This is a genomic window from Thiomicrospira pelophila DSM 1534 (assembly GCF_000711195.1).
Taxonomy (GTDB): domain Bacteria; phylum Pseudomonadota; class Gammaproteobacteria; order Thiomicrospirales; family Thiomicrospiraceae; genus Thiomicrospira; species Thiomicrospira pelophila.
In genome coordinates this window covers 348,093-363,153 of record NZ_JOMR01000001.1, presented here as the reverse complement: position 1 = coordinate 363,153, position 15,061 = coordinate 348,093, and the positions used below count along the sequence as shown (strand labels likewise).

Below are 15,061 nucleotides of genomic sequence, written 5' to 3'. Positions count from 1 at the left end.
AAATTCGGGGGTTCTAGAAGTTTCGGCGTTTCATACAGCCTTATCCAGAATAAACTTAATCCGCTATTCTCGCTCAAAAACAAAATTTCTTCAAGAAAAATGCGAATATTGCAAAAAGATAGCACGCCTTTTTTTTGACTAAAAAAAGGCGTGCTAAGCCGGTAGAATGCGGCTTAGAAGGGTCTTATTAATCCGTTCGAAGCGATTGAATTTTATAAGAAATATTTGTGCTTGCACTCTCATATAGTGATAACAAGGCTGGAATCACCAATAAAATAAGCACCGTGGCAAACATCAAACCAAATGCAATTGAAATAGCCATAGGAATCAAAAACTGCGCCTGCAAGGAGGTTTCAAACAACAAAGGAGTTAAACCGGCAATGGTGGTTAAGGATGTAACTAATACTGCACGCAAGCGCTGCACTGAGGCCTCTTCAAGTGCTTCATTTACCGCCATGCCTTCTTCTCGCAAGCGTTTGTAGAAAGTTACCAGAATAATAGAGTTGTTTACCACAATACCGGCCAAACCAAAGAACCCAAACATGGATAAGATGGTCAAACTCACACCCATAAAATAATGACCTAGAATAGCCCCTATCAAGCCTAACGGAATCGCCATCATCACAATTAAAGGCCATCCATAGGACTCAAAGACCCACGCTAGAATTAAATAAATCAAAGCCATACCGATGAACAAACCCAGCATCATATCGCCAAAGGTTTTTTGCTGGTTCTTAGCTGTACCTTCCAAGCTATAATGAACCCCATATTTCTGCCTAATCTGTGGAAGCACATCTTGCTCTAAATTCGCCAGAATGCGATTCGCACTATTCAAACTTCGATCCACATCACCCAACACAGTCACCGCCAACTTGCCATTAAAATGGCGCATCACATCAAACCCTTGTCGAGTTTGCCAAGTCACGACATTGCTTAAAGGGACACGCTCGCCAGATGGACTGATTAACTGTTTTGCATTCAATACTGCAAGTTGTTCCTGCTGATCACGCGGCAACATTACACGAACTTCAATTTCGTCTTCGCCAAGTGTATAAATCTGTGACAACTGCCCAGAAAAGGCGGAGCTTAACTGCGCCCCAACTGACTGATAAGTGAAACCCATAGCCTGCGCAATTGGCGTTAATTTAAACACCATTTGCTCACGACCATAAGGCAGATCATCTGATAAACCACTCACACCTTCAATGTCGTCTAAGACTTGTTGCAAGTCTAATGATGCTTGCTTAAGGTTTTGTGGGCTACCACCGGTAAATTGAATTTGAATATCGCGGCCGGGCGGCCCGCCTACTTGTGATACCACGTTAAAGTTTTCCAGGCCTGGCATAGGGTCAACCTTAGAGGTCCAGCTACGGATAAACTCTGCATTACGGGTATGACGACGATCTGGGCCTAGCAGCTCAACATTGATTGTACCGTATACCGAACCTGATGAACCCGAGCCCTGGTTGTACGCAACTACCGCAGTTTTGACAATACCTGGCTCTAACTCTTTCTCGGTTTCCAGCAATGCATTGTAAACCCGATCAATAAACTGCGCGGTTACCGCTTCTGGCGTGCCAGATACAAACTGAATTGAAGCATTGATTTTGTCGGATTCAGGGGAAGGGAAAAACGTAAAGCCCATACGCCCACCGGCGATCAAACCAATCGTTACGACAATTAACCCCATCGCCAGTGCCAACACCGTTGCTCGGCTTTGCAATACCCAGCGTATAACCTGGCGAAATTGAGATTGCCTGAAATGATTAAACGCATTATCCCAGCGCTCACGCAATCGATTGGATTTTAGTGGTTTTCCGTGACGCAAGCCAAAGCGTAAATGGCCTGGTAACACTAAGAAACATTGAATTAGCGAAACCAAAATGACCGATACAATCACCATCGGAATCGCAAATAAAATGGCCCCTATTTCTGCCCCAATCATCATCAAGGGTAAAAAAGCGGCAATGGTAGTCAGGGAGGACGCCATAACCGGTGTAAACATTCGATGGGCCCCACCTTCGGCAGCTTCGACCGAGGGTTCACCTTGTTCATAATGGGTCAAGGTGTCTTCACCTACAACAATCGCGTCATCGACAATAATCCCCAGTGCCATAATCAAAGCGAACAGGCTCATCATATTGATGCTGCCACCGGCTAAATACAACACCATCATAGTAGCCATAAAGGAGACCGGAATACCCAGTGCAACCCAAAAGGCAACTCGACCATTTAAAAAGATATATAGAATGATCAATACCAGAATCAAGCCGCCCACACCATTATTGACTAATAGCATAATCCGCTCTTTAACCAAGGACCATGTTTCGTCATAAACCCTAAGCTCGACGCCTTTTGGTAACTGAGGTTTTGTTTCTGTCAACCAATCTTGCATAATGCCTGAAGACACTAGGGTATCCCCAGATTCGGCGCGCTGCAGTGCCATTTCAATGGCGGGACGCCCCTCAACGACTAAGTAGCTTGCATCCCGAACGGGTCTTAAGGTGACCTCAGCCAATTCACCAAGCTCTAAGTATTCTGTATCGCCGACACGTAAAGGCAAATCTCGAAACCCTTGTTCACTTCGACGCTGCTCTATTGCGCGCAAATCCCTTGCTGTATCTTGATCACCAAACCGACCCGCCGGTACATCTTGACTCAAGCTATTGATTTGACCGGCTACCTTATCAAAACTCAGGTCAAACTTCGCCATCGAGGCCATGTCGATCTCAATCGCCATTTCTTCCAAAGGGCGACCTCGAAACTCAATTTTATCAATCCCCATATCTAATAAGGTACGTTCGTACTCGCGCACCAAATAACGTAAACGATCCTCCTCACCCGGCTGTCCCATTACCAACACCTTTGCTACTGGCTCGTAACGGATAAGACGCTCAACAACTGGGGTTTGAATATCCTGAGGTAAGTTACGCAATTCCGATACGCGCTGGCGAACTTGATCAACCGCCTCAATCATATCGGTGCCTTCAACATACTTCAGAGTCACTAAAGATGCACCCAGTGACGAGGTTGATGTCATTTCATCGAGGTTTTCAACATTACGCAAAACCCGTTCAATCGGGTCTGTTATGCTTTTTTCGACATCTTGCGCATTGGCACCAGGCCAGATCACTCGAACCTGAGCGTAATCTAGGTTGAAGTTTGGAAAAAACTGCACGTTTAACTTCATTAAGGCTACGACCCCTAACAGAATCATCAAGATCATTAATAAGTTAGACGCGACTTTATGACGAACAAATACGCCAATCAGTCCGTAAGAGGTGGGTTTATTCGTCGGTTTCATCGACGACCACGCTGCCCGTTAAACGATTGCGGTGTTACCAATAGTCCGGAAATTGCATTGGGTAGATGCGTCACACTTAATTGATCTCCCTCAGACAGCTCACCTTCAATCAAAGCCCATCGCACATTATCTATTTCAACTTCACCTACGACTGAAACCGAACGCGCAACCAATCGCTGATCTTCCACCACATAAACACGGTCACTGCTATAAAGCGCACTGTAAGGTACAGCAAAAGCTTGTTGCTGCGTAGGCATTTCCAGCACAATCTCTAACACATCCCCCGGACGCAAATGACTTAGTTCAGGTGGCACTTTAAAGAAACTATCCAAACCGGAACTTGTTGCTTCACCACCCAAACGTACTAATGGCAACGCCATTTGATCGCCACGAACGTCATATAATGCACGAATTGATTGTTTTTCATCCAATGCTTGCTGAATTTTTAAACGTGTCTTGGTCGGTAGTTTGGAGCGCAACTCTAAAGAGTCCAGTGGATAATATTCAAGCACCAAGGTGTTGGCATTGACTTGGTCGCCTTCTGCTACTGATACTTGCAGCACTCGACCAGCGACATCGGCTTTGACATGTGAACGACTTACATTTAGTTTTGTGCGATTCAAATTTGCTTGAGCACGGTCTAATCGCGCTTGAAGCTGTTTTAACTTAACCGCCTGCTGATCCACAACTAAACGCGCATTCATTAAGGCTAAAGCCTGCCGTGCCAATGCATCACGAGCTTGATCGACACTGGATTCAGAAGCTAAGTTACGTTCAACTAACTGTTGATTTCGAGCCAGATCTGACTGCTTGATTTGATATAACGTTTGCTCTTGTTCTAGACGCTTATGTTCGGTTTGTTGAGCCTGTTGCTCCGCCTGAAAAGCGCCTTGGGCTTCATCAAATTCGGCTTGAGCAGTTTGCAAGGCCAGGTCAACTTCTAATGGGTTCAGCTGCAATAAGGTATCGCCTGACTTAAAAAAAGCTCCTTCCTTAAAAGGCAAATGTTTAACTTCAGCCGCCAAAGGCGCAACGAGTTTGATTCGTTGATTCGATTCAACTCGTGCGTACAAGGTATGATTAGGCCGCCAGTCCTGCTGAGTCAGGCTCATAACTTCCACACCCCACGCGCGCTCAGTGATTTCGGTAGCAGCGACTTTCGGTTTGGTGGCCTTCAAATATTGAAAGACTGCAATCGACAGCAACACAATTAACAACGGCCAAAGCCAAACTTTGATTTTAGGCGACACAGACATTCGGAACCCTTTGTATATAAAGCAATAGATAAATAGCGTTAAATCTACTCTTATGCAAATCAAATTAACCACCAGGCCTGGTGGTTATGACACGCCCCACTGATGGTGCTCTGGATCTGAACGTAAACTCACCGGCTCTTGGTGAATCAACACATCGGCCTGAGGAAATGCCCCTTGAATACGCTCTGTGACTTCTTCCGCAATACGGTGCGCTTTTACCAAAGGCATTCGGTCATCCAACTCCAAATCTACTTGAATAAACATATTCGGGCCTGAACGATAAGTACGCAAGTCATTAAAGCCTTCCACGCCGCGGTGTGATAATATAATCTGCTGAATATGTTCCCGCATTTCATCAGGCAACTCAATGTCCAGCAGTTGATTCGCCGATTCTTTGGCCAGCTTTAAGGCACTCCAACCAATAAACAACGCAATAAAAATCGCCAGTAGAGCATCAACCCACTCAAAGCTCCATAACGCAACAATTAAACCTACCGCCACCAATGCGTTGGCAGCAATATCGGTAATATAGTGCAGAGAGTCCGACTTAATTGCGGTGGATTGGGTTTGACGAACGACATAACGCTGGAATAAAACCAAAGCACTGGTTAATATCATCGAAAATACCATAATCCAAATACCAAGCGGTACTTGCTGAATACTTTCTGGGTTGATCAAACGCCCAACAGCATAAACGAGTAGATAAAAAGCTGAGCCGGCGATAAAAACACTTTGAGCCAGTGCCGCTAATGGCTCAGCCTTACCATGGCCAAAACGGTGTTCTGAATCGGCTGGAACTTGCGCTAGACGCACCGCAAATAAAATCATCACGGATGCGACCACGTCCAAGGTTGAATCCAACAAGGAAGCCAAAATACTTACCGAACCAGTTACCCACCAGCCGAGTAATTTAGTGACGATCAGGGTTAAGGCAACGCTCACAGAAGCGTAAGTCGCCAACCGAGTTAACTGACGGCTATCCATGCGACTCCACCGAGTTTTTGGTCGTGATTAAATGCGTTTTGTAATTATCCAGTCTCGCTAAGCGTTGCTGTTCAATCGCCAAACCAATTTTTTCACCACTTAAACCGCTATCCGCCAGGGCTTTGGCGTCCACTTGATGGCAAGCTTCAACGGCACCAAGCCAGAATTTTTTTTGCCTATACTCTTCAAGTTCAAAACCCAAACGGCCATGATGGTCGGCCTCACACACGGTTAACAACTGTTCAAAGCGTTCTGGTTGACGCATTGCATCACAGCCTTTTATCACTTTTAACATATCTTTTGGTGACATATCCAAGCCACCACGATGAATCCAACCATGCCATTCAGTTGCACGCAAAGCCAACTGAAGTGTCGATTTAGGAACCGGATAAATCTTCGCCCAACGGCTGATCAAAGCGACACCAGCCTGCTCATGTCCGGGGTGCTTCGGCCAGAAGTCAGGCTGAGTTAAAGCTTTTCCTAGATCATGTACCAACGCTGCAAATCGAATATCTAACGAATCGGATAATTGAGTGGCGGCGTCCAGCACCATCATCGTATGTGTACCGGCATCACCTTCTGGATGATGCACGGGGGATTGTGGCACATCAAATAACTTGTCTAGTTCAGGAAATAATATACTTAGGGCGCCCACTTCACGTAAGCATCTGAAAAACCAACTGGGGCGCTTAGTTAACAAGGCCTTGGAAACCTCTTGCCAGACACGGTCAGGCACTAAGTCATCTAACTCACCCCCTGATGACATCTCACACAATAACGCACGAGTTTCATCCGCTAACCGAAAATCGAAATCGGATAATTGAGCACGAAAACGTGCAACTCTTAATACTCTGAGTGGATCCTCGGTGAAAGCTGGCGAAACGTGACGTAGCCGTCGCTCTTGTAAATCCTGCTCACCACCATAAGGATCAATCAAACGACCGGATTGAGTCATCGCCATTGCGTTAATAGTCAAGTCGCGACGCATTAAATCTTCTTCAAGAGTGACCTCAGGTGATGCGTTCACTTCAAAACCGTGATAGCCGTGACCTGACTTACGCTCGGTACGAGCTAAAGCATACTCTTCTTGTGTTTCAGGGTGAAGAAATACAGGAAAGTCGACTCCCACCTGCTTGCAGCCCAAAGCCAACATGGCATCTGGAGTAGCACCAACCACTACCCAGTCACGATCTTGAACAGGGATTTGTAACATCGCATCCCTAACCGCTCCTCCAACTAGGTAGACCTGCATAATTACTTAAACTCGCTTGATTTACGCCCGGCATGCCCACGAAAGAATTCATAACGCTGGCGAATTTTGTGCGGCACTACATAGCTCGACAAAATACGTTCAATGCTAGTTGGCTCAAAGCCAAACTGAGTCGAAAAATCCTGCTGACTCACCAAGTCTACCGCTAACTGTTTTTGCTGATAAGTGTTCACGGTCTTAAACGGAGCTAGCCAACCTAGCCAAAGCATAAACTTAGCATTTGCTTGACACATAGGTAACAATTTAGTGGACTCTAAGCCCATAAAGCCCTTAACCCATTCGGCCAAATCCATAACCGTCATACGCTCCTCACCAGCCACTTCAACTTTAGCATTAAAACAAGCAGGATTTTTAATCGAAACCACCAGTGCGCGCGCAAAATCTTTAACCCAAAGAGGCTGAATTTGTTTATCCGCATTAGGCACCATCATCACTGGAAAACGAGCTAACTGAGCCTTATACAGTTGAGTGGAATTATCACCTTCTCCAATTAATAAACCCGCTCGCAAAATGGTCGTTTTACTAGATGCCATGTTGTGAATTATGCCATCGGCTTCCCCCAATACACGCAGCCAGTCCGACTTGGCTTGAGAGGCATTGGCGCCAATTTGGGATAATTGAATTAAACGAGCTACTCCCAATTGTTCAGCCGCTCTCTTAATCGTTTGAGTAACACTGACGAAATTTGCTTCTTCAACACTTTCTGTACGATTGCTTTGATCAGCATATAAGTTAATAACCGTATCGTGACTCTTAAACAGGGCCACCAACGTATCGGTTGTAATGTTTTTAAGAGCTACTAAGTGTACTCCTGGAATTAGAGCTAGCTCGCGATAACGTTCGACACGACGCACAGCTACCGTGACCTGATAACCAGCTTCAGTTAAAGCCGATATAGCGGCACGCCCTACAAACCCTGACCCGCCTAACACACATACTTTTTTTCCCAATTTCATCATTCGATATTTCTCTCTTATGTTCTGCTCGGCCAAATCAATTTCACATCTTGCTATTTGAGCACGATTCAAAAGCTGGCAATATTAAGTAAAAGTTTCAGAAGGGTCAAGCAAGCCTTCCTAACCCTTGCGATTTCATTTCGCTAAACTTTTCTGGTATAGCTGGATAAAGTCGTCTGCTGGAATTGCTTGACTGACCAAAAACCCTTGATATAGATCACAATCGTGCTCTATTAAATAAGTTAATTGGTCTGTATTTTCAACACCTTCTGCCAATACACACAAGCCCAGCGCATGCCCCATCGTAATAATCGCATTCACAATTTGCTGGCCGTTTTGTTCATGACTTAGGTCGGCCACAAAGCTCTTATCAATCTTAATCACATCCAATGCAAAACGCTTTAAATAAGATAACGAAGAATAACCCGTACCAAAATCATCTAAAGCTAACGTCAATCCCAACTGGCGTAGCTTCATTAGAGTTTCATCAATATGCGATACCTCCTGCATAAGCGCGCTCTCTGTTAACTCTAGCTCTAAGTAGCGTGCTGGGAACCCCGTTTCATCTAGAACTTTTTTAATTAACTTCTCCACACCACCATGACGCAATTGTTGAGCCGATACATTAACCGCTAAACGAATCGGTGGATAGCCTTGTTTCAACCAAGCCTGCCCTTGGGTGCAAACTTCACGTAGCACCCACTCACCAATTTCCTGAATAATTCCTGTTTCTTCCGCCATCGGAATAAAATTCAAGGGCGAAATAAAACCCTTTTCAGGATCAAGCCAGCGAATTAAAGCTTCTGCACCAACAATCTGGTTAGTTTTTAAATCAACTTGTGGCTGATAATATAGCTTTAAGTGTTTTTTAAAAATGGCCTGTTTTAACTGTAGTTCTTGGCGTACACGTTGACGAGCAAGTTCTGTCAACTCATCATTATAGAATGCAAATCCTCCTTTTCCATCGGCTTTTGCACGGTATAGGGCTGCATCGGCATTTTGCAATAGACTATCGGCAGATTGCCCATGATCAGGGAAAACACTGATCCCCATAGTCACTCCGACTCTCACCTCCGCACCCTGTGTAAGCTGAAGGGGTTGACTAATATTCTGTGCAATACGGTTTGCCAATACTTCTGCTGACTTAGTATTTGGCAAGTCTTCAATTAACACCGCAAACTCATCGCCGCCCATTCGAGCGAGGGTATCCATTTGGCCAAGCTGGTCTGATAAACGTGAAGCCAAAGCGGCCAGTAACTCATCTCCTACCGCATGGCCATAACTATCATTTACATCCTTAAATCGATCTAAATCGAGCATAATTAAAGCCATTTTCTTATGCTCACGTTTGGCTTGTTTTATTTGATGGCTTAAACGTGTCATGAACAGTACACGATTCGGTAAACCGGTTACATGGTCATAGTGCGAGACATAATCAAGCAAGGCGTCTTTTTCAGCCGTACGTGTTTCAATTTCAAACTTATGTGCCAATAATTCTCGACGCCAGATCATCCACAACATCAAAAGCAAAGCAACCATAGCTAGACTTGAAATAAAGGTTACCCAACCCACCAACTCTCGTAAAGGAGCCCTGGCTTGCTCACGCGTCATTTGAGTATAAACACTCCAATTGGCATTTTTAATCTCAGTAAAACCATAGACCATTTTTTCATCGTTACATCCTTTTATAACAGAATCTAGGTTAGATGTACTTCGCACCTGCAACAGCCAAGCCGACTGAGCACAATCAAAATTAACAATCTCGTTCCCTGCGTCATTGACACCTAAAAATAGAGGTGCCTTAGCCTCCTGAACGACCAAATAAGACATAGCCCCGTCTGGAGCAACTGGCCAGTGCTGTAAAGCTTTTAATAAAATGTCAGACGGTGAGGCATGTAACACCAAAACGATACTGCGTTCCATATCTTCAGCCGGAAATGGAATGAGCCATTCCAGGTGTAACACACCCTGTTCGTCCTTATAGAGGTTACTTTGCATGACCTCCTGGGATCGTCCAGAATCTGCAATTAGCTCACTTATAATGTTTGAATTTGCGTGGGTCTGACCACCCCAAAACTTAACCAGTTGACCGCCCGAATATACTTCTATCGCATCATATCCATAGGCTTTAATCCGATTCGTAAAGACACGGTCAAGAATTTGTTCTAGGCCTGAATCCTCTTCAACAATGAGCCAGCGTTGTAAAGCCTGCGATAAAAAAACATCACTTGCTAGGTTATTTGCATCACCTTGTCTTTCAGCCAACCAGTTATTAACCAGGTCAGCTTGCAACTGCGAAAACGCCATTAAACGATCTTGAGTTTCACGTTCAACCTGAGGTGTTTGCTTCCAAATTAACCCTCCAGAAATAACCGGTACCAATAAGGCTGTGAGAAAAAAACCACCAATTAACCAACGGTTGTAACCTATTAGCGGCTTTTCTATCCGATTAAGTTGGCTCAATCCCTGCCAACTGGTTAAAAGCACATACAGTAACAAGGCCGTAATCGCTACAAACACAAATCCCTTAGTCAAACTTAAAGTGACCAGTAGCTCAGGCGATTTAACTAGAAAGGCTAGAATATAGTCCGATAGCCCAATCCAGAATCCCGCCAATATGGCATAGGCCAGACTGACGCCAACCGGCAATCCCAACCATTTTTTAATATGCACAACAACACTCCTAAGCAGGCGAACACTATGAAAACATAATAAAGTCATTCTAAAGTAATCCTGTTTAAAGATTAAACGAATTTTGTTCGTCGTTCAGTAAACTCACGGAAAACACTATTTTAGTTGTAAAACCCTATAAATCACTTGGCTTGAACTTCAAATTAGCTGGGCAGCTTGAGGTGTATGATAAAATACATTTTAAACACACCTGAGCGGAGTAATTATGCAACCCATGCTAGTTTCAGCTTTTAAAAGTTCGAAAAAAAACGAGTTATACTTATTTGTACCACAAGAAAATGGGCTTGATAAATTGCCCAACGAACTGCTTGTCATGTTTGGAGAACCAGAGCACGTCATTGACTTTGAATTGACGACAGATCGAAAAATGGGGCGTGAAGATTCAACTGAAGTTTTGAATGGTCTAAAAAGTAGAGGATACTTTATACAGATGCCACCAAATGAGGTTGAGAAAATAAGCGATATGCCTGCTCCCCCTGAACATTTGGACAATATATTCTAGAAGATACAAAAAAACCGATAAGAACAAGGTTCTTATCGGTTTTACAGCCCTATTTAATCAGGCCAAACACGACGACCGATATGTACTTTCGGTTCGGGTTCTTTCTTAGCTGGCGGCTGTTTTTTCTCAGTTGCCGGCGCAGAAGGTTTTTCACTAACTGTGTCAGTGCTTGACTTCTCTACCGTTTCTTCGTTATTAGCCGCTGGACTGTTTTGTGTTGTTTTTGGCTTACGTCTAGTTACCATGTAATTCCTCCCATAATTGGTTTATTTCAAGTTTAGCTTTGTCATTATCCATCTCAACCACACCGCGTCCCATGCTCATCGAGTCACGATACACCTTTCTATCCCGGATAATACTGTTTAACAACAATAGCTCGTGATAATCGGCTAAGTAACCTTGAGCTTCTTCAACTTCCTTAACCGATGGATTAGTTGGAGCAAGTGTTAAAACGGCTCTCACCTTCAGCTTAGGATTATAATCTCGAGATAATGTGATAATTTCTTGCAGACTTGGTAGAACATCTAAATCTGGCTGTGAAGGCCTAAAGGGAACCAATAAAATATCAACCGCAGTCAAACCTGTGCGAAGCTCGCGGCTATCACGCCCACCAGCATCAACCAGTACGTACTCGTAACGTTTGCCAAGATCTAAAATAGTATCCCGAATATTATCAAATGCTTGCACATGGTGAACGCGTGGCAGGTCCAACTCTTGACGATCAAGCGTCCAATTAGATGATGTACCTTGACGATCCGCATCGACAATAATCACATCTTTACCATTTGATGCTAGAAGGGCCGCTAAATTTACCGTTAAAGTACTTTTACCACAACCACCTTTAATATTGCCAATTTGAATAATCATAATACCTACTTAGTCAAACTATCTAAATAACCAAATTGTAACGCAATCCCCATGACATTGTTCATCAAATACCCGTCAACTGTTCTATCGCACGAGTAGCCGCTTCGGCTGCAACATTTATATCGGCTTCGTTACCCGCCAAAATCAAACGACCATAAGCACCAACCGCTCTCGCTTCAATAAGTGTGATATTTGCAGCCTTTTCAGCTTCATTGGCCGCATATACTATGTAGCCAGCTGGCTCTGTTTCTAAAATATACATACTATGGCCCGGTAGCATCATCGAACCTCGACGATTATCTCGGTTAATCAAAACTGCATGATCAGGCATAACAGATCTGATTATTTCATTCCACATAATGTGGCATTTTTGACGGTCACATTCTCTAGTTTTCAAAAAATCCAACATAGTTTTACCGGATTCTAGCACATCACTTTGATCACGATGATGAATGAACATAGAGCCATAAGCTCTTTCTACAAGTTGCTGACCTAAATGCACATTCGATGCTTTTAAAGCGATATCTGTCAAACGATGAACCGCCATGCCTGGAGCTACCTCTAACCAAAGGCAAGCATCACCTGGGACAGGCAAAAAACCTTGCGATGCTGTACCCATATAAGACGCAATCTGGGGCTGAAGCGAATTAATGTTTATATATGTTCTAAGTTTAATCATATAGTTTGCTACTTAATCTATTTGTGCTAAGAGCTCACGCAACGCTTGCGTTCGGTTACTTAGTCTAAGTTTTAATACGGGTGACAACTCGGCCACGGTTGCGCGCTCACGGAAAAGGTAAAATACTGAATCATACCCATATCCTTCTTTACCACGTGGCTCAGCCAGAATATAACCAGACCAGTCAGCAGTTACACATATTGGCAACGGATCCGTGGCATACCTTACATAGGCCATAGTGCAGACATATTTAGCATGACGGTGCCCCTCAGGGATATCATGCATAACCTTTAGCAGCTTTTGAACATTGGCTTTATCATCAGCCGTCTCGCCGGCAAACCTAGCGGAAAACAGACCTGGAGCTCCATTTAAAGCTTCAACAAATAAACCAGAGTCATCACCTATAGCGGGTAAGCCAGTTTTTTCCGCCGCATACCTTGCTTTTAGGATCGCATTTTCAATGCAACTGTGGCCTGTTTCTTCTACCTGATCAGAAAAAAACTCAGACTGCAGGTACACATAGTATCCCTTCATAATCTCCTGCATTTCTGCAAGCTTACCTGGATTGCTAGATGCCAAAACTATTGGTTTTGGTGCATGTAAACCATTTTTTTGATTACGAGAATGCATTAAATACTAACCCATGGTTATTCAGGCATCACAGATGAATGATGATGAACTATTTTCCAGCCATTATCTCTAAATTCGTATACAAAAGTGTAACGCGCTGGTACTTCTTTCGTACCAGTCTTATCAGTCAAGCGGAATGAATAAATACCAGCATCTGTTATTTTGTTACAACCTTTTTTAACATTGCGCTGAACTATCGTACCAACTGGGCTTTTTTCTAAGAAATGTGCAAAATAATCTTCTATCTCTGCCAAATTCGTTCTGGCAAGGTTTGAAACTGTCGGTAGTAAAACCGCATCCTCTGCATAAAGCGCTGCTACCGCTTTAGGGTTGCGTGTTTTTAGTGCCGCATTCCATTTATCAAATAGGTCAGCAGCAAGCTTTTCATCAACCGGCGCACAAAAACTGTTTTCATTAGCCGTTAAGGTATCAATCGGGCGAGATGAAACACCCGTTACAGCTTGTGAAGGCGTTCTTAAAGAATTACTAAGACTTACTTTCGCCTTGTTTTGACTTTCAATACCAAGGGTCCCGGTAATATAAACCGTATTTTTTTTCATTGTATTTTCCTCAATAAGCCTTATTAAGGCTTGTTACAACCAATCAATATGTATAGATAATAATAGACACTATGTATTATTCGTCTGAAAATATTCGGCGCCCTTTTCAAGCAAAAACTCTAAAAACTCTGTAGATAAAATTGACAAAGATTTTCCAGTTGGATAAACAATATTGAGCTCCTTAGCCAAAGGAAACCCCTCTACATCCAAAATTGCCAATGGGCCTTCAACGCCTTCAATATACAGAGAGTGCTTAGGGACTACTGAAATACCCAGTCCTCCAAACACAGCGTGCTTAATAGTTTCAGTGCCTTCCAAAGTTAATCTTTCGTTAATGACCAGCCCTTGATTATGGAATCTTTCTTCTACCGCGGAACGAATACCAGATCCCACTTCACGCATCAGTACTGGTTCATCAGCTATACGCTTCAGTGAAATATTTTTTTCGCCCACCAGTGGATGATCGCGATGTGCAATAAATACTAGTGGGTTTGGTGCAAAGGGGATAACTACAGCATCAAGCGAGCTCGGCGGCTTTTGTCCCATAATATATAAGTCATCTAGATTTTCTTCTATGCGACTCAGTATTGTCTCGCGGTTACAAACCGTAAAGGATAACTCTATATCAGGGTAGTTCTTTGAAAACTCGCCTAGAGCTAAGGGTAAAAAATACTTTGCCGTGGTCACAACAGCTATTCTTAATCTACCTTTTCTCATACCTTTGAAATCATTCAATTTCATTTCTAGGTTTGACAATACATCAATGACCTGCCGACAAGAATATGCCACTTCTTCACCGACATCAGTTAAATAAATATTCCGGCCTATTTGCTCGTAAAGTGGCACATCTAGACTTTCTTGAAAACTTTTTATCTGGGTTGATACCGTAGGTTGAGTTAAATGTAAAGCTTCAGCCGCTTTAGTAAAGCTACTATATCGGGCAACAGCTTCAAACACTTGTATCTGACGCAAGGTCAGATAACGTATTAGATGATGACTCGCACCAAACTCTTGTGTTTTGTTGCTCAAAATTTCAACCTTGAAAAGTTATATGCACTTGCTCGGTGTTAGCACTTCTGCATTCAAACTAAAAATAAAATAGTGATAACCTTTTTGTATCTCTTTCAATAGCTCTTCACTTACTTGGTTAAACTGTTCTTCACTCACCATTACCATAAATAAAACATTACTATCTGCATCGAAATGTCCTGACTGAACACCTGAGTCTCCTTCACCAGACACATTAAAAAAGGTAAAACCTGTGATACCAATTTTTTTGAAAACCTTTTTAATTCGGTCTTCCAATGTATTAGATGTAATAATCTGGATTAGCTTTTGGTTACAAGACATAGTTTTTACCCC

General features: G+C 43.3%; 14 protein-coding genes. 1 reads left to right on the top strand and 13 read right to left on the bottom strand.

From position 1 onward, the window contains the following. Nucleotides 1-187 precede the first annotated feature (187 nt). From N746_RS0101735 to N746_RS10550, 6 genes are all read right to left on the bottom strand, one after another. Nucleotides 188-3,304 (bottom strand): efflux RND transporter permease subunit, encoded by a 3,117-nt coding sequence (locus N746_RS0101735; RefSeq protein WP_038125828.1) that lies wholly within the window; start codon nucleotides 3,302-3,304, stop codon nucleotides 188-190. Next, on the bottom strand, nucleotides 3,301-4,560 hold the full coding sequence (locus tag N746_RS0101730) for an efflux RND transporter periplasmic adaptor subunit (RefSeq protein ID WP_038125827.1): 1,260 nt from the start codon (nucleotides 4,558-4,560) through the stop codon (nucleotides 3,301-3,303). The genes N746_RS0101735 and N746_RS0101730 overlap by 4 nt, the downstream gene beginning before the upstream one ends. Before the next feature lie 84 nt (nucleotides 4,561-4,644). After that, entirely contained in the window at nucleotides 4,645-5,544 is a 900-nt protein-coding gene (locus N746_RS0101725) for a cation diffusion facilitator family transporter (RefSeq protein ID WP_029933641.1), read from the bottom strand. Further along, a complete protein-coding gene (locus N746_RS0101720; protein WP_038125826.1) occupies nucleotides 5,537-6,796 on the bottom strand; it encodes a multifunctional CCA addition/repair protein in 1,260 nt (419 codons plus the stop codon). The genes N746_RS0101725 and N746_RS0101720 overlap by 8 nt, the downstream gene beginning before the upstream one ends. 2 nt (nucleotides 6,797-6,798) lie before the next feature. Beyond that, on the bottom strand, nucleotides 6,799-7,773 hold the full coding sequence (locus tag N746_RS0101715) for an NAD(P)H-binding protein (RefSeq protein ID WP_029933639.1): 975 nt from the start codon (nucleotides 7,771-7,773) through the stop codon (nucleotides 6,799-6,801). A 132-nt stretch (nucleotides 7,774-7,905) separates the two neighbouring features. Beyond that, nucleotides 7,906-10,443: a putative bifunctional diguanylate cyclase/phosphodiesterase gene (locus N746_RS10550; protein WP_051678450.1), complete on the bottom strand. Its 2,538-nt coding sequence runs from the start codon at nucleotides 10,441-10,443 to the stop codon at nucleotides 7,906-7,908. A 223-nt stretch (nucleotides 10,444-10,666) separates the two neighbouring features. Here N746_RS10550 and N746_RS0101705 point away from each other — a divergent pair, with 223 nt between their 5' ends. Beyond that, entirely contained in the window at nucleotides 10,667-10,963 is a 297-nt protein-coding gene (locus tag N746_RS0101705) for a YcgL domain-containing protein (protein ID WP_051678449.1), read from the top strand. A gap of 53 nt (nucleotides 10,964-11,016) precedes the next feature. Here the strand turns inward: N746_RS0101705 and N746_RS0101700 are convergent, their stop codons facing one another. The 7 genes from N746_RS0101700 to N746_RS0101670 all read right to left on the bottom strand — a co-directional run bounded on the left by N746_RS0101700 (nucleotide 11,017) and on the right by N746_RS0101670 (nucleotide 15,049). Continuing rightward, on the bottom strand, nucleotides 11,017-11,208 hold the full coding sequence (locus N746_RS0101700) for a hypothetical protein (RefSeq protein ID WP_029933636.1): 192 nt from the start codon (nucleotides 11,206-11,208) through the stop codon (nucleotides 11,017-11,019). Then, entirely contained in the window at nucleotides 11,198-11,830 is a 633-nt protein-coding gene (locus N746_RS0101695) for an AAA family ATPase (RefSeq protein ID WP_029933635.1), read from the bottom strand. The genes N746_RS0101700 and N746_RS0101695 overlap by 11 nt, the downstream gene beginning before the upstream one ends. 64 nt (nucleotides 11,831-11,894) lie before the next feature. Next, the gene (locus N746_RS0101690) at nucleotides 11,895-12,449 is read right to left on the bottom strand and encodes a BMC domain-containing protein (protein ID WP_245603316.1); all 555 of its coding nucleotides are present in this window, start codon (nucleotides 12,447-12,449) and stop codon (nucleotides 11,895-11,897) included. Between the two features lie 72 nt (nucleotides 12,450-12,521). Next, nucleotides 12,522-13,139: an RdgB/HAM1 family non-canonical purine NTP pyrophosphatase gene (rdgB, locus tag N746_RS0101685; RefSeq protein ID WP_051678448.1), complete on the bottom strand. Its 618-nt coding sequence runs from the start codon at nucleotides 13,137-13,139 to the stop codon at nucleotides 12,522-12,524. A 17-nt stretch (nucleotides 13,140-13,156) separates the two neighbouring features. Then, on the bottom strand, nucleotides 13,157-13,699 hold the full coding sequence (locus tag N746_RS0101680; protein ID WP_029933632.1) for an SgcJ/EcaC family oxidoreductase: 543 nt from the start codon (nucleotides 13,697-13,699) through the stop codon (nucleotides 13,157-13,159). 69 nt (nucleotides 13,700-13,768) lie between these two features. Beyond that, complete coding sequence (locus N746_RS0101675; protein ID WP_029933631.1) at nucleotides 13,769-14,728, bottom strand: LysR family transcriptional regulator; 960 nt, start codon at nucleotides 14,726-14,728, stop codon at nucleotides 13,769-13,771. A gap of 18 nt (nucleotides 14,729-14,746) precedes the next feature. Beyond that, a complete protein-coding gene (locus N746_RS0101670) occupies nucleotides 14,747-15,049 on the bottom strand; it encodes a P-II family nitrogen regulator (protein WP_029933630.1) in 303 nt (100 codons plus the stop codon). Nucleotides 15,050-15,061 lie beyond the last annotated feature (12 nt).